Below are 24,560 nucleotides of genomic sequence, written 5' to 3' on the forward strand. Positions count from 1 at the left end.
CGGGGGTCTACCGCGGCCCCAGCGTGAGGACGCGGTCTTCTCCGGCGCTCAGTGAGAGCGGTCGCGCGCCGGTGGAAGTCTGGAGTTCGATGCGGCAGGTGCGGCCCGGTCGCAGTACGGCCGTGGCACCGTCCGGGTTCCAGGTGAGGTCGGCCTCCGCGCCGAACCTCGTCCGGATGCCGCGGAGTTCGCCGCTCGGGAGGCCGGTGGGGAGCGCGGGGAGCAGGACGAGCCGCTCCGGGGTGGACTGGATCAGTGCCTCGATGAGCACGGCGGGCAGGGTGTGGGCCGCGTCGGCGTTGTAGACGTGCCGGTTCGGGTAGTGGCCGCTCATCAGGGAGACGTGGAAGAAGTCCCCCGCCAGGACGTTGTCGAGGGCGGCCGCCACGCGCCCCGCGTCCCGCAGCCGGGCGGCCACCAGGGCGTGGTGGAGGTGGCCGTGCGCCGAGTCGTTCTCGGCTCCGCGCAGTTCGAGGGCGCGATGGGCCGCGGCGGCGAGCTCGGGGGTGTCGTACGGGTTGATCTCGTCGAGCGGCCAGACGCCGTAGAGGTGGCTGAGGTGCCGGTGGTCGTAGGTGTCGTCGAGTCCGGGGCGGGCCCACTCGGCGAGCGCGCCCTCGGCGTTGACCCGGTGCGGCGGCAGCCGGTCGGCGAGCGCGCGCCAGCGCTCGGCGTCGGGCCCCGGGTGGTACGCGGCGGCCGTGCGCAGGGCGTGCCGGGCAGCCGAGAGGTCCATGGCGGCGTTGACGGTGACCCAGCTCGCGTTCGCCGGCCGGTTCTCCGGTGAGTAGGACGGCACGATCACCAGGTGGCCGTCGTCGTCGGTCCGGGTGAGGAAGTCCTCGTAGAAAACGGCCGCTTCGGCGAGTGCGGCGGCGAGGCGCGGATCGCGTTCGCCGCGGGTCTCGTCGTGGTCCACGAGGGGCTTGAGCAGCCAGTCGGCACCGGCGGTCCACACGTGCAGCGGGTAGGAGCGGCTGAGGTGGTGGATGTGGCCCGACTCGCCGTCGGTGTGGGCGGGGGCCACGACTCCGCGTGCCCCGAAGACGGCTCGGGCGTTGTCCCGCCAGTGCGGCAACTGGCCGTGGATCAGGACCGCGTGCGCCTCGGTGACCTCGGGGAGCGCGGCAGCGGCGGCCGACGCGGTCTGCAGATTGAGGTTGGCGTCCGTGGTGAACGCCCCGGACCAGGCGGTGTCCCAGTCGCCGGACCAGAGCCCGGTCAGCCGGGGCGGCAGGGTCCCGGCCGCGGACAGCAGGTGGTGGCGGCCGGCCGCGAAGAGCCGCTCCAGGAGGGCGGGGCTCTTCGGGCGCCCGACCAGCTCCGAGCCGGGGAGAGCCCGTTCGTCGGGATCGGCGTGCAGGTCGAGGGTGACGCGGAGGTAGGCGGCGCGGTGCAGGGCGGTGTGGCGGGCGAGCAGATGGGCGTAGGCGCGCTCGATGTCCTCGGCGCCGTGGCCGGCCTCGGGCAGCAGCTCCCGCAGCGCGCGGACCTCGGCGAGCGCGTCCAGTTCGCCCGGGTGCCTGCGTACCCGGGTGAGCAGCAGCATCGAACGGGCGCCCTCGACCCGTACGCCGGGAAGGACGGGACGGGTCCGGCCGTCGGTGACGAGGAGCGTGACCCCCGTGTACGCCAGGTCGCTGTCCGGGTAGCGGGCGCGCAGCGTGAGGAGGGCGCCCTCGGGGGTGCGGACGGCTCCGTGTCCCACCGCCAGGCCGGCGGGCGCGCCCGGCAGCCGGTGGTCCAGCGTCACCTCGGCCGCGAGGTCGGAGGCGGTCACGTACTGCGCGATCACGTCGTCGGCGCGCGAGACGAAGACCTCGCTGCGCCAGTTACCGCACTCGGCGCGGACGGCCCCGGTGGTGAAGTCGGCCTCGCGCCGGTAGGCACTCCACTCCTCCGCGGGGCGGCGCAGCCGCACCTGGAAGGCCGGGTGGAAGGGCTGCACCCACAACAGCGGCCGGCCGTCGGTGAAGTCCTCCCCTGCGCTCACGTCTCCGGCCAGCAACCGGTCCTGTACGTCGGCGAGGCGGTCGGCAAGCTCGGGCGGGCGGGCGTCCGCGCTGCCGTTCGGACGGACCAGACGGTGATGATTGACGATCACCCGGTCGTCGTTCGGATCACCGAACACCATGGCGCCGTGCGTGCCGTTCCCGCTCAGGAAGGCGTCCTCCCAACGGGCTGCGGGCCGGGGTTCCCAGGTGCCGTGGACGGGGGCGGCGGTACGGCCGCCATCCGTTCGGGTGTCGGCGGTGGGAGCACCTTCATCTCGGGCGGCTTCATCTCGGGCGGCTTCACTTCGGGTGCCATTGGAGCCGGTACGAGCGGAGCCGGTACGAGCGGAGTGCGCGTCGGCGCGAGCCTTGTCCGTCATGGGGCGAGCACCACCGCTCCGTAGCGCTCCAGTCGTACGGAGCCGGCCACAGGCATGCCGCTGAGCAGGTCGCGGTGGCTGCCCGGCACCTCGACGGTCACCGGGTCGCGCCCGTGGTTGAGCAGGAAGACCAGTTCGCCGCGCCGGACGGCCTCCACCCTGTCGGGCAGTCCGTCGAGCACCGGCCGGACGCCGACGCCGTCCGCCGCCTTCGCCAGCAGTTCACGCAGGGCGGCCGGTTCGGGGAGGGTGGAGAGGTAGCGGGCGGTGCCCTTGCGGAGCACGGCGGGCAGTCCGTCCAGTTCACCGCCCCGGTACCGCGCCTCGACGACCGCGGTGCCGTCGGGTTCGATCTCCTCGGACCAGAGCGTGCCCCGGAAGCCGTCGCACGCCGCGGTCTCCCCCGCGTCCAGCGGCCACCACTCGTGCAGCGTGCGGATGCCGAACAGTTCGCGCAGCCGCTCGTCCATGCCGCCCGGCCGCACCCGGTCGTCCTCGTCGGCGACGCCGGTGAGGAATCCGCAGACGAGCGTGCCGCCCGCCCGTACATGGGCCAGGAGGTTGTCGACCGCCGCGTCCGTGAGCAGATACAGCTGGGGCACGACGACCATCCGGTAGGCGGAGAGGTCGTGCTCGGGATGCGCGAACGCAGTGCCGAGGTGGGCCTCCCACAGGGCGCGGTGCCAGGCCCGTACGACCTCTGCGTAGTCGTTCTCCGAGGACAGGCGGCCGTCGTGCGCTCCTGCCCACCAGGAGTTCCAGTCGTGCAGGATCGCGATGTCGGAACTTACATGACCGCCCGTCACATAAGGGCTCAGAAGGGCGAGTTCGGCACCTATCCGCTTGATCTCCTGGAAGGTGCGCCCCCGCTCCCCCGCGTGGCCGATCATCCCCGAGTGGAACTTCTCCGCACCCTGCCGGGACTGCCGCCACTGGAAGTAGCAGACGGCGTCGGCGCCACGCGCCACGGCCTGCAGCGACCACAGCCGGTTCAGCCCGCGCGGCTTGGGGTGGTTCACGCCGCGCCAGTTGACCGCTCCGGCCGCCTGTTCCATGAGCATCCAGGGGCCGCCCCCGGCCTGGGAGCGCGTCATGTCCTGGATGAGCGCGCCGTTCTGCGCGCCGAGGGGGTCGCGCGGGTCCGGATAGATGTCGACCGAGACGACGTCCTCCTCGGCGGCCCACCGCCAGGCGTCCTGTCCGACCCACATCGGCATGAAGTTGCTGGTCACCGGAGTGTGCGGGCTGTGGCGGCGCACGATGTCCCGCTCGGCGGCGTAACACTCCAGGAGCATGTCGGAGGTGAACCGCTTGAAGTCCAGCACATGCGTCGGGTTCTTCATGTAGTGCGCGTGACGCGGCGGGATGACCTCGTGCCAGTCGTCATAGCCCTGACCCCAAAAGGCCGTTCCCCACGCCTTGTTGAGGGCTTCGACGGTTCCGTACCTGTCCCGGAGCCAGCGGCGGAAGGCGGCGGCCGCCTCGTCGCCGTAGTCGACGGTGCAGTACTCGTTGTTGATGTGCCACATCGTGAGAGCGGGGTGGCTCCCGTAGCGGGCGGCCAGGTCCTCGGTGATGGCGGCGGCACAGCGGCGGTAGACGGCGCTGGAGTGCGAGAAGTGCTGCCGGGAGCCCCACCATTCGGTGCGGCCGTCCTCGTCCCGGGGCAGTGTCCCGGGGTGCAGCCGGCCCATCCAGGGCGGCGGCGAGGAGGTGGGCGTGGCGAGCACGACGCCGATGCCGTGCTCGTGCATCAGGTCCATCAGTCGGTCCAGCCAGCCGAACTCCCTTGCTCCCGGGCGTGGTTCCAGCCTGGCCCAGGAAAAGACGCCGAGGGTGACGGAGTTGACGCCGGCCTCCTTCATGAGCCGGACGTCCTCGTGCCAGGTCTCCTCGGGCCACTGCTCGGGGTTGTAGTCGCCGCCGAACAGGACACGGCCCCGGGTGGCGTCGCTCAGACTCGGCCGCCGGGACTCCGGGCCGATTCCGCGGGGCGTGCGCATGACCTACCTCGATCGGGGTGAGGAGTGGACCGCCGCGGCCGACCGCTGGTCAGGAGCAGGTCGGCCGCGGCGAGCGGAGGGCAGACGGAGCGGATGAGGGAGCGCGGGGGGGAGCCGGAGGTACGGGGCGTGAAGGGCCGGCCGGGGTCAGCCCTTCACCGCGCCGGTGAGCATGCCCTTCTTGAAGTGCCGCTGGACGAAGGGCGAGAGGACCGCGACCGGCAGCAGCGCCATCACCATGACGGCCATCTGGACGGCGAGCGGCGACAGTTGACCGGTGTTGATCTGCGTGGCGAGTCCGACGGGACGCTCCTGCTTCTGCACCAGCTGGATCATGACGTTCTGCAGCGGCATCATGTCCTGGTCGGTCAGGTAGATCGAGGCGTTGAACCAGGCGCTCCAGTAACCGACCGCGTAGAACAGCGAGATCACCGCGAGGACCGCCCGGGACAGCGGCATCACGATCTGCCACAGGATGCGCCAGTCGCCCGCCCCGTCGATGCGGGCGCTGTCGATGAGTTCGGGCGAGATGCCCATGAAGAACGCGCGCAGCACCAGGATGTTGAAGACGCTGACCGCGCTGGGGAGGATCAGCGCGAGATAGCTGTCGGTGAGGCCGAGCGCCTGCACCAGCAGATAGGTGGGGATGAGTCCGGCGCCGAAGAACATCGTGGCGAGCAGCAGCATCAACAGCCAGCGGTGGCCGAGCGATCCGGCGCGCGAGAGCCCGTAGGCGCACAGGACCGACACCGTCATGCTGAACAGGGTGCCGGCCAGGGTCACGCCGACGCTGACGAGCGCGGCGCGCTGCACCTGGCCGCCGGTGAGCAGTTCCTTGTAGGCGACGAGGGTGAAGCTCTTGGGGATGACGACCAGCCCGCCCGCCGCGTCGATGGTCTTCTTCGACTGGAGGCTGGTGACGACCACGATCCAGAGCGGGAAGAGGATCGCGAAGGCGGCCAGGGTGAGGGTGAGCCCCTTGCCCGCGAGGCCGGCCTTCGACGGCTTCTCCTCCCAGGGCGGCCGGGGAGGCGCCGCCCAGCGGCCGGGCTTGTCGCGCGGTTCGTAGGTGACGGCGGTCATTTCTTGTACACCCCCTGCTCACCCATGAGATGGGCGACCTTGTTGGCGGTCAGGACGAGCCCCAGGCCGACCACGCCCTTGATCAGTCCGGCGGCCGCGGCGTAGCCGAAGTCCTGGTTGCGGATGCCGTTCCACCACACGTAGGTGTCGAGGACCTCGGAGGCTCCGGGGCCCACCGAGTCGCGCTGGAGCAGGAGTTGTTCGAAGCCGACGGTGAGCGCGTCGCCGACGCGCAGCACCAGGAGCAGGGCGATCACCGGGCGCAGGGCGGGCAGGGTGATGTGCCACATCCTGCGCCAGCGTCCGGCCCCGTCCATGGCGGCGGCCTCGTACAGGTCGGGCGAGACGGACGACAGGGCCGCGAGGAAGACGATGATGCCCCAGCCCGCGTCCTTCCAGACGCCCTCGGCCGTCACCAGGAACTTGAAGATCCCCGGATCGGTCATCAGGTCGATGCCTTGGTGGCCGTGTTGGCGCAGGGTCTGCGCGATGATGCCCGCCCCGCCGAAGATCTGCTGGAAGACGGTGACGACGAGGACCCAGGAGAAGAAGTGCGGGAGGTACATGACCGCCTGGGCGACCGCCCGGACCCGGGGCCTGACCACGCTGTTGATGAGCAGCGCGAGGCCGACCGGGATCGGGAAGTACAGCACGAGCTGGAGGAAGAACAGCACGAAGGTGTTCTGCAACGCGTGCCAGAAGCCCGAGTCCGCGAAGATCCGCTGGAAGTTCTCCAGGCCGGTCCAAGGGCTCTGGAACATCGCGACGAAGCCGTTGTCGCTGAGATACGGGTCGTAGTCCTGGAAGGCGACGATGTTGCCGAGGACGGGGATGTAGTTGAAGAGGAGGACCAGCGCGATCGCCGGGAGGGTCATCAGGATCAGAGTGCGGTCGCGTCCGAACCGCAGCCGGAAGCCCAGCTTTCCGGCGTCCCGTCCGGCGCTCCGCCGGGCCCGCCGTCGGGCGGCGCGCCCGGCGGCGCCGTCCGGCGGACCCCCGTCCGGGCTCCTCCTGCCCGCCTTGGCCCCGGCCCTGCTCCGAGGCACCGTGCTGTGCGACACGGCCTTCTCCTTGCCTCAGTCCTGGGTCACTTGGCCGCGGAGCCGTTGTCGTCGAGCAGCTTCTTGTACCAGGCGCGCAGGTCGTCCCCGCCCTTCTGCTTCCAGTCCGCGACGGCCTGCTGCATGTCGCCGATCTTCTTGCGGCCGCGGACGATGTCGTCCTCCAACTGCTCGAAGTCGTTGGCGAGGTTGGTCCACCGGCTGGGCTCGGTGATGGTCAGGCCGTAGAAGGAGGACTTCTTGGTGAAGGCGCCCATGCGCTGCTGCCACTCGACCTGGAGCTTGGCGATCTCCGGCAGATCGGGGTGGGCGAGGTAGGCGGCCGGGTCGCCGGTGTAATCGTAGGCGCCGTTGACCTCGTTGGTGCCCTTGGTCGTCTTGGTGGGCAGGCCGTCCTTGACCGTGTAGTCGGTGCCCTCGACGCCGTACACCGTGAGCATGTACTCCTTGGTGCCGTACGGGGCCGCGCAGTAGTCGGCGAGCGCGAGGAAGTCCTTGATCTGCTGCTTGGACGCCTTCTTGCTGACGAAGGTGAAGATGCCGGCGGGCTGGGTCGCCCAGAGTGTGGGGTCGCCGCCGTCGGGGCCGAAGATGTCGAACGCGCCCATCTCGAAGTCCGTCTTCTGGGTGCGCTGTTCGGCCGTCTTGCCGTACCAGTAGGACAGGTCGCCGTTGAAGACGAGGGACTGGCCCGCACCGAAACGGTTGGACGCGTCGCCCTTGACGGCCTTGGCGTCGGGGTGGACGACGCCCGCCGCGTACAGCTTGCGCGTCCACTCCAGGGCGTCGAGGTACTCGGCGGTCTCGATCCGGTTGACCAGCTTGCCGTCCCGAAGGTCCCACCACAGTGCCTTGTCGCTGCCGTTGAGGACGCCGTAGATGTTGAAGGCCGTCCACTTGAGGTCGTCGCAGGCCCACACCTTCGCCTTGGCGTCGGTGGCCTCCTTCGCCCAGGACAGGAACTCATCGGGGGACTTGGGCAGGGTGTAGCCCTTCTTGGCGAAGATGTCCTTGCGGTAGAAGGCCGCGATGTTCGTGACGTACGAGGCCGGCATCGGGATCGCGCGCAGCAGGCCGCCGAAGATGGAGCGCTGCCAGGCGTCGGTCGGTACGGCCGCGAGGTTCGGGTAGTCCTTGACCTTGTCGCCCGACAGGTACGGGCCGAGGTCGGCGAACTTGGCGTTGATGGCGGTCGGTATCTTGCCGTTCAGATTCCAGCCCGGGACGACCACCACGTCGGGGATGTCGCTGGAGGCGAGGATCGCGCCCAGCTTCTCGTCATAGGTGTTGCCGTCCTGGTTCTGCCAGGTCGCCTTGATGCCGATGGCCTCGTTCATGGCCGTGTAGTACGCGTTGTCGTCGGCCGGCGGGGTACCCCAGAACGGCGACATGATCTTCAGGTCGCTGCCGCCGCCCAGCTTCTTCGGGACGGACGTCTTCAGCGTGTTCAGGTCGATCGCCCGGGTGAACCCGGCCGCCGATCCGTTCTTCGACGGAAGGTCGGGCGTGACGACGCTCGACGCCACGAACGTCGGAAGGATCTTCTGCGCGTCCTTGCCCGAGGTGGTGCCGTCCTTGTTGCCGTCCTGTCCGCCTCCGCAGGCGGCGAGCAGGGGCATTCCGCCGGCCACGGCGGCCGCTGCGACCGCCGTGGAGGCGAGGAAGCTTCTCCGGCTGGGGGCGGAGGTGGCGGAGTTCGGCGTCATTGCGTCAACCCTTCATGGCGCACAGCAGGACACCCGGCGGTGGAGCCGTCGGCTGCGGTGTCTTGAGTGGATCTGCCTGAGCTGAAGCGGTCCTCGGGGGACTGTGCCCTCCGAGGAGGGAAGCCCATCAATCGAAGCGCTTCGATGTTGCTGCGAGGTTAAGTGAACGCCTGAGGGTGCACAAGGGTCGATCCCAAGATTCCTCGGAGGTGTCACGCAACAAGGGTTGCCCGTCCGGCACTTGATATCTCTGGCGGGAAACGGAGGTGTTGCGCCCGGGTGTCTTGACACCCACCCCTTGGCCGATCGAGCATCGAAGCGCTTCGAAAGTACTTCGCCGCTCCACCGCAAAGGGATCACCACGTGACCGCAGAGACGCCACCCATGCCGCCCTTCCGTGATGCGAGCCTGCCGTTCGCGAAGCGCATCGACGACCTGCTGGCGCGGCTCACCCTCGACGAACGGATCGCGTTCCTGCACCAGTTCGCGCCCGCCGTCGAGCGACTCGGAGTGCGGGCCTTCCGCACCGGCCAGGAGGCACTGCACGGGGTCGCCTGGATGGGTCCGGCGACGGTGTTCCCCCAGGCCGTCGGGCTCGGCGCGACCTGGAACGAGGATCTCGTGCGCCGGATCGGGGAGGCCGTCTCGTCGGAGGTGCGCGCGATGCGCGCCCGCGACGACCGCGTGGGCCTCAACGTCTGGTCCCCCACGGTCAATCTGCTGCGCCACCCGCTGTGGGGCCGCAACGAGGAGGGCTACTCGGAGGACCCGGCGCTCACCTCCGCCGTCGCCACCGCGTACACCCGCGGGCTGCGCGGCGACCACCCGGCCTACTGGCGTACGGCGCCGGTCCTCAAGCACTGGCTCGCGCACAACAACGAGACCGGCAGGGACACTTCGTCCTCCTCCGTCCGCCCGCGCGTGCTGCACGAGTACGACCTGCGCGCCTTCCGCGACACGGTCCTGGCGGGCGCCGTCGCCGGGGTGATGCCCGCGTACAACCTGGTCAACGGCCGCCCCAACCACGTCTCGCCGTATCTGCGCGAGCACCTGCGGGCCTGGACCGACCAGGAGCTGCTGGTCTGCTCGGACGCGGGAGCGCCCTCCAACCTGGTCGACTCCGAGCACTACTTCGACACCCACGAGGAAGCCACCGCCGCCGCGCTCCTCGCCGGCGTCGACAGCTTCACCGACCACGGCACGGACGGCTCGCGGATCGCCGAACGCGTCCGGGGCGCCCTGGAGCGGGGCCTGCTGACCGAGGCCGGCATCGACACCGCGGTCCGCCGCCAGCTCGCCGTGCGCTTCCGGCTGGGCGAGTTCGACCCGGACCTCGACCCGTACGCCGGCACCGGCGACTTCGACACGCCCGCCCACCGCGCGCTCGCCCTGGAGGCCGCGGAACAGGCGATCGTCCTGCTCAAGAACGACGGTCTGCTGCCGCTGCGCCCCGGTGTCCGGGTCGCCGTCGTCGGCCTGCTCGCCGACGAGTGCAAGCTCGACTGGTACAGCGGAACGCTCATCCACCGTTCGACCCCGCTGGAGGGCCTGTACGAGCGTTTCGGCGCCGAGCGTGTGGACTTCGCCGAGGGCGTGGACCGCGTACGTCTGAGGACGTCGTCCGGCGGGTATCTCGCGGTACCCGCCGCCGATGACGCGTCCGGCGAGGTGCGCGGCGCCGAGGGCGCCCTCGACCCGGCGCTCCTCGCGGGCCGTACGGACCTGGCCCCGCTGACCGCCGACGCCGCCGGCACCGAACTGGCGCTGATCGACTGGGGCGAGGGAGTCCTCACCCTGCGCGCCCCCGACGGCCGGTATCTCTCCGTCGCCGACGACGGCTTCGTCCGCGCCTCCGCCGACCAGCCGGGCGGCTGGGTCGTCCAGGAGACCTTCCGGCTGGAACCCTCCGCATCCCATGAGAACGGCCACCTCCTCAAGCACCTGGGGACGGGCAGGTACGTCTCCGTCGCCGCCGACGGCGTGAAGGTTGCCGAGGAGGACGCCGGGAACCCCGAGATCTTCGGGCTGGAGTTCGGCGAACGCGGCGAGGACGCGGTGGCCCGCGCCGCCGCCGCGGCCGACGTGGTCCTCGTCGTCGCGGGCAACGACCCGCACATCAACGGCCGCGAGACCGAGGACCGTACGACACTGCGGCTGCCCGCCCAGCAGGAGCGGCTGCTGCGGGCCGCCCGCGCGGCGAACCCGGACACGGTGCTGGCCCTGGTCTCCGCCTACCCGTACGCCGTCGACCATGCCGATCTGCCCGCCCTGCTGTGGACCGCGCACGGCGGCCAGGCGGCGGGCACCGCGCTGGCCCGCGTCCTCGCCGGGGACGTCTCCCCCGCAGGCCGCCTCCCGCAGACCTGGTACGCCGGGGACGACGACCTGCCCGGCCTTCTGGACTACGACGTGATCGGCGGCCGGCAGACCTATCTCTACTTCGAGGGGACTCCGATGTTCCCGTTCGGACACGGTCTGTCCTACGCCTCGTTCGCCTACGACGACCTTCAAGTCCACCGGGACGCGGACGCGTTGACGGTCCGCTGCACCGTCACCAACACGGCGACCGTGACCGCCGACGAGGTCGTCCAGCTCTACATCCGCGCGCTCGCCCCGTCCGTGCCCCGTCCGCGCCGTGAACTGGCCGCGCACCGCCGGGTACGGCTCGCCCCGGGCGCCTCGACGGCCATCTCCTTCGAGCTGCCGCTCCGCGCCCTGGAGTTCTGGGACGTGGCACTCGGCCGCCGGCGTCTGGAGCCTGGCGCGTACGAACTGCTGGTCGGTGCGTCCAGCGAGGACATCCGGCTCGGCGCGACCGTCGAACTCGACGGCGAACCGGGCGCTCCCCGCCCCGTCCGCGAACGCGGCCTGAACGCGGCCGACTTCGACGAGCAGCGGAACACCGCGATCGTCGACCGCGCGAAGGCGGCGGGCGACGCGGTGACCCCGGCGGACAGCGGCACGGGCGAACTTCTCTACCGGGACTGCGACTTCGGCGAGGGGGTCACCGGGGTCGTCATCGAGGCGACGGGCGAGGGGGTCGTCGAACTCTCGCTGGACGGCGGCCCGTCGACGTCCTGGCTCCCGGCGGGCGGTGCGCCGGACACCGGACTGCCGCCAGGCGGTGCGCGGGTCACCGAACCGCGGCCCCGCGATGCGCGGGTCAACGAACCGCAGCCGCACGGTGCGCGTGTCACCGAACTGCCGCCGGACGGCAAGCCGGTCGCCGAAGTCACGCTGAGCGGAACGCGAGGGCCCTACGACTACCGCACCCTCACCGCCCCGTTCACCGCCGACGGTGTGCACGACGTCCACCTCAGACTGCGCGGCCCCGTCCGGCTCGCGCACGTCGGCTTCTCCGGCTGAGGGTCCGGAGGAGCCGGCACAGGGGTCCGGCACCGGAAGGCATCGGTGCCGGGCCCCTTCTCTGGCGACCTTAGCTGAAAACGATTGTCACTAGACATGCCGTTTTCGGTCACGTCCCGACGGACGGACGGCCGGAGCCCGTGGGTGTCTTCGAGCTCTTCCGAGAACACCCGGCCGCACACCTGCCGCGAATGCTCAGCAGTCCCGCCCCGGGCCGGGGCGTTTGTTCCTCCCTGGCCGTGCGCTAACATGATCTTCAGCAGATCAGCGGAGGTCACGCCGGTCCGCGATGCGTTGGTGGTCCAAGGAAAGACGCCCCGCTTCCTGCGGGGAAATGCAGGTGCAAGGCCTGCCCGGCGCTCTGTGAAGACCCTGTCCTGCATTGTCCGGGACAGGGTCTTTTTTGTCCGGGTCCGGCTCACACGGGCCGATTCCGGCGGGGCGACGGGGCTGCGTGAGCCCGTGCGGGCCCGTGTTGGCGCGGCGACCGTGGCACGCGGGTCGTCGGCGTGAAACCGCAGCGCACGGGCGAAGCCCTGCGCGCCGAGCGGTCGCCGTCGTGCTGCCTCGTCCCTGGACGGCAATTCAGGGTCGGGCCGGCAGCCAGCCCTGCTGAACGGCGCGCACGCCGGCCTCGAAACGGCTGCGTGCGCCCAGGCGGTCCATCAGTTCGGAGGCGATCCGCCGGGCCGTGCGGTGCGACACCCCGAGCCGTTTGGCGATCGCCTCGTCGGTATGGCCCCCGGCCAGGAGACGGAGGGCGGTCGCCTGCTGGCCGGTGAGCCCGTTCGGGTCGGTGGGGACGACCTCGCCGAGCGGCCGGGCGGCCTCCCAGGTGGTCTCGAAGAGCGCGCACAGCGCGGTGAGCGTGCCCTGGCCGGTCAGCAGGACGGCGCCCGCGGCGGTGTCGTCGCTGCTGACCGAGATCATGGCGGTCCGCCGGTCCATGAGGATCATCCGGGTCGGCAGGGACGGAATCGTGCGGATCCGGCCGCCCAGTCGGGCCAGCCAGGTGGCGTGTTCGACGGTGGGCCGGTTGGTGCGGACGCTGTCGAGGTAGATCGTGCGCATGCGCACCCCGCGGCCGAGCAGATCCTGGTTGAGCGGCCGTGAGGCCGCCATGTTCTCCGCGGTCTGCGGACCGCCCGGGGCGAAGGTCAGGAACTCCTCGCGCACCTCCCGGGTGAGCACGGCCAGCCGGTCGCGTATCTGGTCGAGGCCGACCAGTTGCTCCACCCCGGGATGGCTGGTGGCCGGACGGAGCTCGGCGTACTCGGAGATGAGCTGGGCCGCGGCCGCCCGCGAGGCTTCGAGGCGCTGCTGGTGGGCCGCCAGCTGGGCCTGCTGGCGGCCCATCAGGATCTCCATGCCTATGTCCGGGGAGACCGCCCGGAGCCGGCTCGCGTCCCCGGCGGCGGGGCGCACCAGAGCTAACTCGCTCAGTGTGTCGAGGGCGTCGCGCACCTCTTCCCCGGACAGCCCACCGTCCATGAGTCTTTGCACGTCGGACCGCCGGACACGCCGACGGCCGGAGCCCCCGCACAGTGGGCTCCGGCCGTCGGCTTCGGTGAGGTCTCCGTCAGAGGGCGAGACCCGTCAGCACCAGCACTCGCTCGTACGTGTAGTCGTCCATCGCGAACTTGACGCCCTCGCGGCCGACACCGGACTGCTTCGCACCGCCGTACGGCATCTGGTCGGCGCGGTAGGACGGCACGTCGCCGATCACGACGCCGCCCACCTCCAGGGCGCGGTGCGCGCGGAAGGCGGTCTGCAGGTCGTGCGTGAACACGCCTGTCTGGAGGCCGTACTTGGAGCTGTTGGCGGCGGCGAAGGCCGCGGCCTCGCCCTCCACCTTCTGCACGGTGAGGACCGGTCCGAAGACCTCCTCGCAGGAGATCGTGACATTGGCCGGCACGTCGGCGAGGACGGTCGGCGCGTAGGAGGCGCCGTCGCGCTTGCCACCGGTGAGCAGCGTGGCGCCGGCCGCGACGGCCTCGTCCACCCACGACTCGACGCGCTCGGCGGCGGCCTCGCTGACCAGCGGGCCGACATCCGTGGTGTCGTCGGACGGGTCGCCGGTGACCTGGGCCTCGACGGCGGCGACGATGCGCGGCAGCAGCCGGTCGTACACCGCGGCGTCCGCGATCACGCGCTGCACCGAGATGCAGGACTGGCCGCCCTGGTAGTTGGAGAAGGTCGCGATCCGGGTCGCCGCCCAGTCCAGGTCCGCGTCGCTCGCGAAGTCGGCGAGGACGACGGCCGCGCCGTTGCCGCCCAGTTCCAGGGTGCAGTGCTTGCGCGGCACCGAGTCCATGATCGCGTAACCGACCGTCTCGGACCCGGTGAAGGAGATGACCGGAAGGCGCTCGTCCTGGACCAGGGCGGGCATCTTGTCGTTGGCGACCGGCAGGATGCTCCAGGAACCGGCCGGGAGGTCGGTCTCGGCCAGCAGGTCGCCGATGATCAGGCCGGACAGCGGGGTCGCGGGCGCCGGCTTCAGGATGATCGGGGCACCCGCGGCGATGGCCGGGGCGACCTTGTGGGCGCACAGGTTCAGCGGGAAGTTGAAGGGCGCGATGCCGAGGACGACACCCTTGGGGAAGCGGCGCGTGAGAGCGAGCCGGCCCTGACCACCCAGGTCGGTGTCGAGGCGCTGCGCCTCGCCGCCGTTGAAGCGGCGGGCCTCCTCCGCGGCGAAGCGGAACACGGACACCGCGCGGCCGACCTCGCCCCGGGCCCACTTGATCGGCTTGCCGTTCTCGGCGGAGATGAGCTGCGCGATCTCCTCGGTGCGCTCGGCGAGGCGGCGCGAGACGTGATCGAGGGCGGCGGCGCGTACGTGGGCCGGGGTGGCGGCGAACTCGTCGCACACGGCGTACGCGGCGGCCACGGCCTCCTCGACCTGGGCCTCGGTGGGCACGCTGACCTGACCGACGACCCGGCCGTCCCACGGCGAGGTGACGTCGAACGCGGTCTCACCGGTGGCCCGGCGACCGGCGAGCCAGAAGGCGTGGGGGGCCCCCACAATCTTTTCCTGGGGCATGTGCGAGTCCCGGCCCTTCCATTTGAGGGGGTGTCCATTGGGGGGTGTTGCTGGTGGTCCTGCGCTTTCCCGTCCACGGTAGGGCCGGGACCACCGCCGGTGGTTTGTCCGGCGCGTAGCAGTCGGGGAGTGGGGTACGCCGGTTTGGCCTGATCGTCTAGATCCATCCGAAGGCGTCGGGGCTGGGTTCCCGACGGCAGCCGAACGGCGTCGGGGGCTGGGGGTTCCCGACGGCAGTCGAGGCTGGAGTCCCCGACGGCGGTCGAGGTGGAGTGGGGTGGGGTGGGGTCGCCGGTGGTCGGTGACCTGTGGCCGACAGCCGGTGCGGACAGGTCGCCGAGGCCACCGCGCCCGCGCCTCATGCCCACGCGCCACGCCCCATGCCCATACACATGCCCATGCGCCGCGCCCCTGCCCGAGCGCGCCACCGTCAGCGGCGGGGTCGGTTCACTCCCCCGTCGCGGTCGTGGTCTTCAGGGCCAGCCAGAGTTCCATCCGGACGTCGGGATCGTCCAGCGATCGTCCGAGGATCTCCTCGACCCTGCGCATCCGGTAGCGCAGCGTGTGCCGGTGGACCCCCAGGTCGGCGGCCGCCGCGTCCCACTGGCCGTGGCGCGACAGCCACGCCCGCAGCGAGGCGACCAGGTCCCCGCGTCCGGTGGCGTCGTGATCGTGCAGGGCCCGCAGGAGCCCGTCCGCGAACGCCCGCACCGCGTCGTCCGCGAGCAGCGGCAGAACGGACCCGGCCGCCAGTTCCTCGTGCTCGACGAGGAACCGGCCCCGCCGCCGGGCGACGGACAGGGCCTGTTCGGCCTGCTTGTAGGCGGCGCGGGCGGCGATCGGGCCGGCGGGGGCCGAGAGCCCGACGACGAGTTCGTCCTCGTCGACGGTGGCCCCGGCGGGCTGCTCGCGCGGGACGGCCCGCGCCGACTCCAGCACCACGGCGTAGTCCCCGCAGGCGGCGACCGCGGCACCGCCGTCCACGGCGAGGACGACCAGCCGCTCCCCGTCGGGCACGACGAGCACGGACTCCCCGGAACGCGCGGCGGCGGATTCGACGACCTCGGCCAGGCCGCCCAGCGGATCGCCGTTGACGTCGGGCACGGCGACGGCCGTCTTCGAGGGCGCGGCGGCGCCCACGCGCGCGCGCCCGTCGGCGTGCGCCCGTCCGGCCGACGCGGACACCGACTCCGCGATGATCAGCCGGAAGGGCGCGTCGAGCAGTTCGCCGTACAGGTCCCCGGCGACAGCCCGTGCGTGGTCGGGCTCCCCTGCGAGCAGCATCCCCAGCACGGCCGCGCCGATCCGCTGCTCGGCGGCGTGCAGGGACCGCGAGCGTTCCGTGGTGAGCGTCAGCAGGGCGATCGCCGAGTGCACGGCGTAGCGCTCGGCGGTGCCGAGGGCTCCGGCGGTCCCGACGGCGAGCGCGGCGCGCGGCCTGCGGCCCGTCCCGAGGGAGTGCAGTTCGACGCGGTCCTCCCCGCCCACCACCGAGCTCGCGGGTGCGGGCCGCTCGCGCAGTCGCTCCACGTCCGGGGTGAGCCGCGCGGCGCGGCGCCCCGCCCAGTCCGGCGCGGTGGCGACGACGGCGCCGGACGCGTCGTAGAGCGCCGCCCATCCGTCGACCTGTCCGGCGAGCGCGCCGAGAAGTCCTTCCGGTCCGTCGTTCAGCGCCTGCTTGGTGAGTTCGCGCTGCGCGGCGAACCCGGCGGTGACGGCCCGGTACTGATCCGCGGCGATGGCGGCGGACACGGCCTTGCTGATGGCGAGGAAGGGGGTGCGCCGGGGTACTTCGAGGAGCGGCAACCCCTCCTCCTCGGCCGCGTCGACGAGCGCCTTCGGGATCTCGTCGTAGTTGACCCCGACGGCGAAGCCGAGCCCGACGACTCCGGCGTCGGCCAGCCGCTTCACGTAGCGCCGCATGACGTCGGGATCGTCCGCGTCCAGCTTGAGCGCGGTGATCAGCAGCAGTTCCCCGCCCTCCATGTACGGCACGGGGTCGGCGAGCTCGCTGACATGTGCCCAGCGGACCGGCACGTCCAGGCGGTCCTCGCCCGCACGCACCATGAGCTTGAGCGCGGAGTGGTGGACGAGCGAGGCGAGCGTGGGGGGCATGAGGCCTTCAGGTCTGTGTGATCTCTGTGATCTTTTGGCCGCTGCGTATGAACGGCCTGTATCGATTCTGCCTCACCGTACGGTCGCCGTGTGCGTTCATATCCATACGTCCTGGTCAGTGGTCCGTATATCCATGCGTCCCCTTCGATACGTCACGCCCAGGGGCGCCCCTCAGCCGCGCAGGTCCACCAGCAGCGGCGGGGCGTGTTCGCCCTTCACGCTCGTCAGCGACAGCACGGCGTGTCCCGGCGGCACCGCGTGGGCCAGTTCGGACGCGGACCAGCGCTCCCGCTCGACCTGACGCACGGTGACGGCGTCCGTGGTCACGGCCTTGCCGGTCACCAGCTTGCGCAGCGCGTGGATGGCCCGGGTCATGGGCTGGTCGGCGAAGACGGTGTGCTGGGCCACGTCACGCGTCTCCACCCACTCGGTGCCCCAGGCGGCCGCGAACCTGCCGCCGTCCCAGGTGGTGACCCCGGACAGGGCCATGCGGCAGCCGACCGCACCGTACAGCGGTCCGTGCAGGGCCTCGGGGACGTCGGCGACGGTGCGCAGCGCGAGCACCACGCCCGCGTTCTGCGAGCGCAGCCGCTGCGTCCGGCGCACGGACTCGGCGGTCACCGCGCCGGTGGCGTCGTCGAGGACGAGCCCGGCGAAGTGCACCCGGCCGGCGTCACGGACGACGGCGGTGAACTGGGCCAGCACGAGCCGGGTGATCAGCCGGGACGCCTCGTCATGACCGTGCTCGGGCAGGTCGATGCGGACGCGCAGGGGGTGGTGGGCCACCGCGCGCAGCGAGAAGGGGCGGATCGTGTCGTCGCCCGCGCCGAAGAAGTCGGCGAAGGCCGGCCGGTCCAGCAGGGCGAGCCGGTCGGCGAGAGCCGGGGCGGGGTCGGCGGGGGTACCGGTCTGCCGGAGCCGGGCGTCGAGCTCCCGGCGCATGGCCAGGTGCCGTTCGTCCGCCAGCGCCTCGCGCAGGTCCGCCAGCGCCACGCGCTCCCCCTCGAGCAGCTCCCGCAGGACGGGCAGGGAGGGAAACGCGCCGTAGGCCGCCCGGTACGGGCCGAGCAGCTGGGCGAGCGCCGTCGCGGCCCGCTGGACACCCATGGTGTCGAGGTCACCGGCCAGGGCTTCGGCGAGGAAGGCGGCCGCCTCGTCGGGGTCGTCGGACTCGGCGTAGGGGTCCAGGTCGTGGACGGCCGCCGGGTCGCCGACGCGTACCACGACGTCGAAGGCGGAGTCCGGGTCGAGTGCCGTCCCGGCGGCGCAGACAACGACGACCGCGCACCGGCCGGTCAGCGCCTGGAGGGCGAGGGACTCGACCACGGGGGCGATCACCTGCCGGGTCTTGCCGGACCCCGGCGGTCCCACGACGAGGAGCGACGTGCCGAGCGTCTCCGGCCCGAGGGCCGCGCCCACACCGCCGTAGGCGAGCGGCGTACGGTCACCGCTCACCCACCGCCCGATGCGCACCTGTCCCGCGAGCAGGTCGTGCCGGGCGCCGCGGACAGGCAGGTCGCGGGCGCCGGAGGGGTGGGCGAGGGCGGCGGCGCCCCGGCGCCGCACAGCGTCGGTGAATGCCGTGATCCGTGCCGGGTTCCGGGCCTGTGTCCAGGCGTGTGCGACCCGGGCGCAGTCCACGTCGTTCATCCGGCCGGCGAGCACCTCGGCGGTGAGGATGTCCGCCTCCTCGTGCTGCCCGGCCGCGCGCAGTTCGGGCCAGCGTGCCCGGGGCTCGTCGGGGGCCTGCTGCAGGGGCCCCTCGTCCTTCCTGCGGCTGCGCTCGGCGAGCCAGGTCCGGGCAAGCGGCCACCAGTCGCCGAGGCGGGCGAAGGGCCAGGTGAAGAGCAGAACCAAGGCGGCGTAGACGCCGTAGACGAACAGCACCGAACTGAAGAGGCTGGTACTGCCCGAAATGGCGTAGGTGAGAGAGAAGATCGGATCAACGATCGGAGCGGGATCCCAGCCGACTCCGGGGAACGCGCTCGGGAAGACGAAGCTGAGGGTCAGGAGGGCCGCGAGGAGCGCGAGGAGGGCACGCGCGGGCTGCCGCCTGCGCTCGAAGTAGTAGCGGAAGACCTGTGGCCAGCCGCCCAGTCGGCTCATGGCGAAACCGAGCAGAACGAAGAAGATGCCGTTGTAGGCCACCAGGGCGTCCACACCGCGCCCCTTGTCCGTGTTGGGTGCAACGAGCGTGCCGCCCCACCACCAGTCGTCCGGGGTGAAAAGCCGCAGGAGCGTCCACTGGTACGGGATGACGCCCCGCTTCCAGAAGGACCACACGATCATCCCGACCACCAGGGGGATGACCAGGCCGATGACGGTGACGGGTGAGAGCTTCCCGCGGGCCGGCGCGGCCTTCGGCAGGCTGTACCCGTAGCGCCAGATACCCGGTCGGACATCCGGGCGCGGCTCGTTGAGCCAGTCGGCGACCGCTGGACGGGCCTGCTGCGGCAGGAACGCCGGCCTCGCCGGCACGTCCGGTGGCCCCGCCGGCGGTGGCACCGGATTCGCATGCGTACCCCGCGCGTCCTGGGTCCCGTAGCCGTCCATCGCCCTTGCCCCCTGACCAGCCGCTCCGTCCACCACCAGCGAGTCAATCTAACGCCCCCGTCAGGGGAGTTCACCCCTTACACGGCCGGGTCCGCGGTGAAGCCCCGACGCCTCTCTATATCCACGACGGACAAACATGGCAGCCGAAAACACCCACATGGAGCATGCCAGCCGCCCCTTCACCGCCCTAGCCTGCGAGAAAAGAAGGCAAGCGTCCGAAAACCCCCCGCCCGGACCACCCCGCGTTCGCCGGGGACCGTCCGGTTTCGCAAGACAAGATCATCAGGGAGCCCCTCATGACCGCACTTCCGCAGGAGCGCCGCGTCGTCACCGCCATCCCCGGCCCGAAGTCGCAGGAGCTGCAGGCCCGACGCACCGCCGTGGTCGCGGCCGGTGTGGGGTCGGTGCTCCCTGTCTTCACCACGCGCGCCGGCGGCGGGATCATCGAGGACGTCGACGGCAACCGCCTCATCGACTTCGGCTCCGGCATCGCCGTGACGTCGGTCGGCGCGAGCGCCGAGGCCGTCGTACGCCGGGCCTCCGCCCAGCTCCAGGACTTCACCCACACCTGTTTCATGGTCACGCCGTACGAGGGCTACGTCGCCGTCGCCGAGGCGCTCGCCGAGCTGACCCCGGGCGACCACGCCAAGAAGTCCGCACTGTTCAACTCGGGCGCCGAGGCCGTCGAGAACGCCGTCAAGATCGCCCGCGCGTACACCAAGCGCCAGGCCGTCGTCGTCTTCGACCACGGCTACCACGGCCGTACGAACCTCACGATGGCGCTGACCGCCAAGAACATGCCGTACAAGAACGGCTTCGGCCCGTTCGCGCCCGAGGTCTACCGCGTGCCGGTCGCCTACGGCTACCGCTGGCTGACGGGCCCGGAGAACGCCGGTGCCGAGGCGTCCGCGCAGGCCATCGACATGATCAACAAGCAGATCGGCGCCGACAACGTCGCCGCGATCATCATCGAGCCGCTGCTCGGCGAAGGCGGCTTCATCGAGCCCGCCAAGGGCTTCCTGCCGGCCATCAGCCAGTTCGCCAAGGACAACGGCATCGTCTTCGTCGCGGACGAGATCCAGTCCGGCTTCTGCCGTACCGGCCAGTGGTTCGCCTGCGAGGACGAGGGCATCGTCCCGGACCTGATCACCACCGCCAAGGGCATCGCGGGCGGTCTGCCGCTCGCCGCCGTGACGGGCCGCGCCGAGATCATGGACGCCGCGCACTCCGGCGGCCTGGGCGGCACCTACGGCGGCAACCCGGTGGCCTGCGCCGGTGCGCTCGGCGCGATCGAGACGATGAAGGAGCTCGACCTCAACGCCAAGGCGAAGCACATCGAGTCGGTCATGAAGACCCGCCTCGGCGCCATGGCCGAGAAGTTCGACATCATCGGCGAGGTCCGCGGGCGTGGCGCCATGATCGCGATCGAGCTGGTCAAGGACCCCGCGACCAAGGAGCCGAACCCGGAGGCGGCCGGCGCGCTCGCCAAGGCCTGCCACCAGGAGGGTCTGCTGGTCCTGACCTGTGGCACCTACGGCAACGTCCTCCGCTTCCTGCCCCCGCTGGTCATCGGCGAGGACCTCCTGAACGAGGGTCTCGACATCATCGAGCAGGCCTTCTCGCGCATCTGACGTCCGAGACACCGCAGCACCGGAATCCGGGAAACCGCCCACGGGCGGATTCCGCTCGGGTTCCGGTGCTGCGGCGTTCCGGGTCGGGGCGTGTGAAGAAGGTGTGCGAGGTGCATGACGGGACGCGATTCCGCCTGTCGGAGCCGCACCCCCTGCCGTAGGTTCTAACCAGATCAGCGATACACCCGCCCACAGGGGACTGTGGGTGACACCGGGCCGAGGCTTCCCCGGCCTCGCCCTGGTCGTGCCCTCGCGCACACACCCGGAGCTTCGGGCTCCGGTTCTCCTCACCGATCGGACAGTCGCCCGCCCCAAACCCCCCGGGGCGCGCGGCAACCCGGTCCGGACGGCCGCCTCGGAACCACCCCCCCTGTTCCGGGGCGGCCGACCCTCCTTCTTCCCCTTCCTCCGCCGGGCCCGTTCTTCAGCCCGATGCGGCAGGCGGGTGGTGCCGCGACAGCGTCGGACGATGGCACGCTGTCCCCCATGCCCCGCATGCCTCTCCTGTTCGGCCTGCCCGCCCTCTGCTTCGTGCTCATCACCTGGCAGGTCGTGGCGGGCGGCCCGCTCGTGAGCCTGGACGAGCGGATCAGCGCCGTCCTCGTTCACCCGGACCGGTTCTCCGAGCTGCTCGCCGACCTGGGCAGCGTCCAGGTGGCGGTACCGGTCCTCGCCGTCACGCTGATGTACATCGCGTGGCGGGGCCGCGCCACCGGTCTGGACCGATGGTGGCAGCCTCCTGCCGCCGCCGCGGTCCTGATGGCCCTCGTGCCCGCGGTGATCGTGCCGCTGAAGGAACTGATCGCCAGGCCGGGCCCCCCGGTCATGGGACCCGGCACCGGCTTCTATCCCTCGGGGCACACCGCGACCGCCGCCATCGCGTACGGCGCCGCGACGCTGCTCCTGCTCCCCCTGCTCCGCACCGCGGGCGCCCGTGGCGCACTGCTGAGCGTCTGTGCGGCCGTGAACGCCTGCGTGGCCTTCGGTCTGGTCCGGCGCGGCTACCACTGGCCACTGGACGTGGTGGCCAGTTGGTGCCTCTGCGCGGTGCTGCTGTGCTCCCTGCGGCTGTTCGTCAGCCGAAGTACGCGTCGAAGTTGCGCGAGAACTCCCAGCCTCCGAACCGGTCCCAGTTGACCGACCACGTCATCAGGCCGCGCAGGCCCGGCCAGGTGCCGTGGGTCGCGTACGAGCCGCAGTTGGTCTTCTTCGTGAGGCAGTCGAGCGTCTTGGTGACCTCGGCCGGGGCCACGTAGCCGTTGCCGGCGTTGGTGGTGGCGGGCATGCCGATCGCTATCTGGTCGGGGCGCAGCGGCGGGAAGACGTTATTGGCGTCACCCGCGACCGGGAAGCCCGTCAGGAGCATGTCGGTCATCGCGATGTGGAAGTCGGCGCCGCCCATGGAGTGGTACTGGTTGTCGAGGCCCATGATCGAGCCGGAGTTGTAGTCCTGGACGTGCAGCAGGGTCAGGTCGTCGCGCAGGGCGTGGATCACCGGGAGGTAGGCGCCGGCGCGCGGGTCCTGGCCGCCCCACTTCCCGGTCCCGTAGTACTGGTATCCGAGCTGGACGAAGAAGGTCTCCGGGGCCATGGTCAGCACGAACTTCGAGCCGTACTTGGCCTTCAGGGTCTTCAGTGCCGAGATGAGGTTGACGATCACCGGGGTCGTCGGGCTCTTGAAGTTCGTGTCGCTCGCGTCCAGGGAGAGCGAGTGGCCCTCGAAGTCGATGTCCAGGCCGTCCAGGCCGTAGGTGTCGATGATCTTCGAGACCGAGGAGACGAAGGTGTCGCGGGCGGCCGTGGTGGTGAGCTGGACCTGGCCGTTCTGGCCGCCGATCGAGATCAGCACCTTCTTGCCGGCCGCCTGCTTGGCCCTGACCGCGGCCTTGAAGTCGGCGTCGCTCTCCGCCGTGGGGCACTCGGTGACCTGGCAGCGGTTGAAGCGGATGTCGCCCGAGGTGGTGGAGGTGGGTTCGCCGAAGGCCAGGTCGATGACGTCCCAGCTGTCGGGTACGTCGGCCATCCGCGTGTAGCCGGCGCCGTTGGCGAAGCTCGCGTGGAGGTAGCCGACGAGGGCGTGGGCGGGCAGGTCCGAAGAGCCGCCGCCACCCGAACCCGCCGAGGTGGTCGCGGTGACCGTGGCCGACTTCGCCGACTCGCCCGCGGCGTTCGTCGCCGCGACCTGGAAGGAGTACGCGGTGGAGGGGGACAGACCGCTCACGGTCGTCGAGGTGCCGGTGACCGTCTGGACCTTCACTCCGTCGCGGTACACGGAGTAGCCGGTCGCGCCGGTGACCGCCGTCCAGGACAGGCCGACCGCCGAGGAGGTGACCGTGCCGGCCGTCAGTCCGGTGGGCGCGGCCGGCGGCTGCCCGGCGTCGACGCCGGGGCCGGTCAGCGAGAGGTCGTCGGCGTAGTAGGTACCGGTGCCGTACCAGCCGTGCGTGTAGATCGTGACCTGGGTGGTGGCGGCGCCGGTGCGGAAGGCGGTGCTCAGTTGCTGCCAGTCAGTGGCGGACGGGGTCCAGGTGCTGACGTCGGTCGTGCCGGTGCCGGTCGCGCCGAGGTAGACGTAACCGCCGCGGACGTATCCGGAGAGGGTGTACTGCGCGTCGGGTTTCACGGTCACGGTCTGCGAGCACTGCGCGTAGTCGCTGCCGGCCGGGGTCGCCATCAGCGCCGAACTACCGCTCCGCACAGGGGAATTGACGGTGCTCGCCGCCGTACAGGTCCAGTTGCTCAGGCCCGACTCGAATCCGCCGTTCCTGGCCAGGTCCGCGTCGGCCGCGCGGGCGGCCGACGAGAGCGCGACCAGGCCGGGTACGGCGAGGGCGGTGGCCGCGCACGCGGCGACAAGCCTTTGGCGACGGCGTGCGAACGGTCTGTTGTGTCTGGTGCGGTCCACGACTGCCTCCGGGCATGGGGGAGTTGGAGGATGGAGCGCGCCCAACTTGGTCCAGACCAATTCGCTTGTCAAGTCCTCCGGCAGGCAACGGACTTCGGACGGTCACCGGGCCGGCTTCCACACGGTCACCGGTCGGGCTTCCGGGCAATCACCGGGCCTGCTTCCGGGCGGCCGCCGAGTCGGACTTCGGACGGCCGCCGGTCCCGGCCCCTCACCGCCGTCGGTCCTCGTTCCCGGCGAGGCCCGCCGCGGCCTCGTGCATGGCCAGTTCGAGCAGTGCCGGGTCGGTGAGCGTGCCCGAGCCGTCCGGCGGGACCAGCCAGCGGACCCCGCCGGTGGACCGCCTCGGGTACGGCACCACGATCCAGGTGCCGTGGCCCGCCGTGCGCACCCCCGTGCCGAGCCACCGGGCCGCGGTGCCCGCGGGCACGAAGAAGCCCATCCGGGCGTCGCCGAAGTCGACGAGGACCGGACCGGGCTGGTCGATCACCCGGGTCAGTACGTCGAGGGTCGGATAGCCGAGCTCGCCCGGCAGGATGAGGACGTCCCAGGCCCTTCCCGCGGGCAGCAGCGCGATCCCGCGGGGGTTGCGCTCCCACTCCCGGCGGCAGGCCTCGGGATCCGGAGCCACGGATGCCAGCCAGTCGACCGCCGCCTTGGGCCCTGTCATGACGGAACCTCCCTCTCATGTCGACGCTGGTCGCGTCACGGAGGAGAGGG

At 71.4% G+C, this 24,560-nt stretch carries 14 protein-coding genes; 3 read left to right on the forward strand and 11 right to left on the reverse strand.

Annotated features, from left to right (window positions below; translation table 11 throughout):
- Positions 1 to 7 precede the first annotated feature (7 nt).
- The 5 genes from N4G66_RS33470 to N4G66_RS33490 form a co-directional block, all read right to left on the reverse strand.
- The gene (locus N4G66_RS33470; protein ID WP_261708035.1) at positions 8 to 2,374 is read right to left on the reverse strand and encodes a glycoside hydrolase family 95 protein; all 2,367 of its coding nucleotides are present in this window, start codon (positions 2,372 to 2,374) and stop codon (positions 8 to 10) included.
- Positions 2,371 to 4,377, reverse strand: a complete 2,007-nt coding sequence (locus N4G66_RS33475; protein WP_261708036.1) for a beta-galactosidase — start codon at positions 4,375 to 4,377, stop codon at positions 2,371 to 2,373. The genes N4G66_RS33470 and N4G66_RS33475 overlap by 4 nt, the downstream gene beginning before the upstream one ends.
- Positions 4,378 to 4,524: 147 nt before the next feature.
- Positions 4,525 to 5,460, reverse strand: a complete 936-nt coding sequence (locus N4G66_RS33480) for a carbohydrate ABC transporter permease (protein ID WP_261708037.1) — start codon at positions 5,458 to 5,460, stop codon at positions 4,525 to 4,527.
- Positions 5,457 to 6,521, reverse strand: a complete 1,065-nt coding sequence (locus N4G66_RS33485) for an ABC transporter permease (RefSeq protein WP_261708038.1) — start codon at positions 6,519 to 6,521, stop codon at positions 5,457 to 5,459. The genes N4G66_RS33480 and N4G66_RS33485 overlap by 4 nt, the downstream gene beginning before the upstream one ends.
- Before the next feature lie 26 nt (positions 6,522 to 6,547).
- Positions 6,548 to 8,227, reverse strand: coding sequence for an extracellular solute-binding protein (locus tag N4G66_RS33490; protein ID WP_261708039.1), 1,680 nt, complete (start codon positions 8,225 to 8,227; stop codon positions 6,548 to 6,550).
- Between the two features lie 363 nt (positions 8,228 to 8,590).
- Between N4G66_RS33490 and N4G66_RS33495 the strand changes: the two genes are divergently transcribed.
- Positions 8,591 to 11,593 (forward strand): glycoside hydrolase family 3 C-terminal domain-containing protein, encoded by a 3,003-nt coding sequence (locus N4G66_RS33495; RefSeq protein ID WP_261708040.1) that lies wholly within the window; start codon positions 8,591 to 8,593, stop codon positions 11,591 to 11,593.
- A gap of 585 nt (positions 11,594 to 12,178) precedes the next feature.
- Here the strand turns inward: N4G66_RS33495 and N4G66_RS33500 are convergent.
- The 4 genes from N4G66_RS33500 to N4G66_RS33515 all read right to left on the reverse strand — a co-directional run bounded on the left by N4G66_RS33500 (position 12,179) and on the right by N4G66_RS33515 (position 19,304).
- Positions 12,179 to 13,084 (reverse strand): helix-turn-helix transcriptional regulator, encoded by a 906-nt coding sequence (locus N4G66_RS33500; RefSeq protein ID WP_261708041.1) that lies wholly within the window; start codon positions 13,082 to 13,084, stop codon positions 12,179 to 12,181.
- 88 nt (positions 13,085 to 13,172) lie between these two features.
- Positions 13,173 to 14,618, reverse strand: coding sequence for an aldehyde dehydrogenase family protein (locus N4G66_RS33505; RefSeq protein ID WP_261708042.1), 1,446 nt, complete (start codon positions 14,616 to 14,618; stop codon positions 13,173 to 13,175).
- A gap of 465 nt (positions 14,619 to 15,083) precedes the next feature.
- Positions 15,084 to 16,751 carry a PucR family transcriptional regulator gene (locus N4G66_RS33510; protein WP_261708043.1) on the reverse strand — a complete coding sequence of 556 codons (1,668 nt, stop codon included), beginning with the start codon at positions 16,749 to 16,751 and terminating at the stop codon, positions 15,084 to 15,086.
- A gap of 171 nt (positions 16,752 to 16,922) precedes the next feature.
- Positions 16,923 to 19,304 carry an ATP/GTP-binding protein gene (locus N4G66_RS33515; RefSeq protein ID WP_261708044.1) on the reverse strand — a complete coding sequence of 794 codons (2,382 nt, stop codon included), beginning with the start codon at positions 19,302 to 19,304 and terminating at the stop codon, positions 16,923 to 16,925.
- Positions 19,305 to 19,600: 296 nt separating this feature from the next.
- Here N4G66_RS33515 and gabT point away from each other — a divergent pair, with 296 nt between their 5' ends.
- Positions 19,601 to 20,935 carry a 4-aminobutyrate--2-oxoglutarate transaminase gene (gabT, locus tag N4G66_RS33520; RefSeq protein ID WP_261708045.1) on the forward strand — a complete coding sequence of 445 codons (1,335 nt, stop codon included), beginning with the start codon at positions 19,601 to 19,603 and terminating at the stop codon, positions 20,933 to 20,935.
- 201 nt (positions 20,936 to 21,136) lie between these two features.
- On the forward strand, positions 21,137 to 22,072 hold the full coding sequence (locus N4G66_RS33525; RefSeq protein ID WP_261708046.1) for a phosphatase PAP2 family protein: 936 nt from the start codon (positions 21,137 to 21,139) through the stop codon (positions 22,070 to 22,072).
- Here N4G66_RS33525 and N4G66_RS33530 read toward each other — a convergent pair.
- Together N4G66_RS33530 and N4G66_RS33535 are read right to left on the reverse strand one after the other, a co-directional pair.
- Entirely contained in the window at positions 22,011 to 23,840 is a 1,830-nt protein-coding gene (locus N4G66_RS33530; protein WP_261708047.1) for a chitinase, read from the reverse strand. The two genes, N4G66_RS33525 and N4G66_RS33530, sit on opposite strands and share 62 nt — an antisense overlap.
- Positions 23,841 to 24,051: 211 nt before the next feature.
- The gene (locus N4G66_RS33535) at positions 24,052 to 24,510 is read right to left on the reverse strand and encodes a bifunctional DNA primase/polymerase (RefSeq protein WP_261708048.1); all 459 of its coding nucleotides are present in this window, start codon (positions 24,508 to 24,510) and stop codon (positions 24,052 to 24,054) included.
- Positions 24,511 to 24,560: the final 50 nt, after the last annotated feature.

Source organism: Streptomyces rhizosphaerihabitans, from assembly GCF_025399795.1.
GTDB classification, from domain to species: domain Bacteria; phylum Actinomycetota; class Actinomycetes; order Streptomycetales; family Streptomycetaceae; genus Streptomyces; species Streptomyces rhizosphaerihabitans.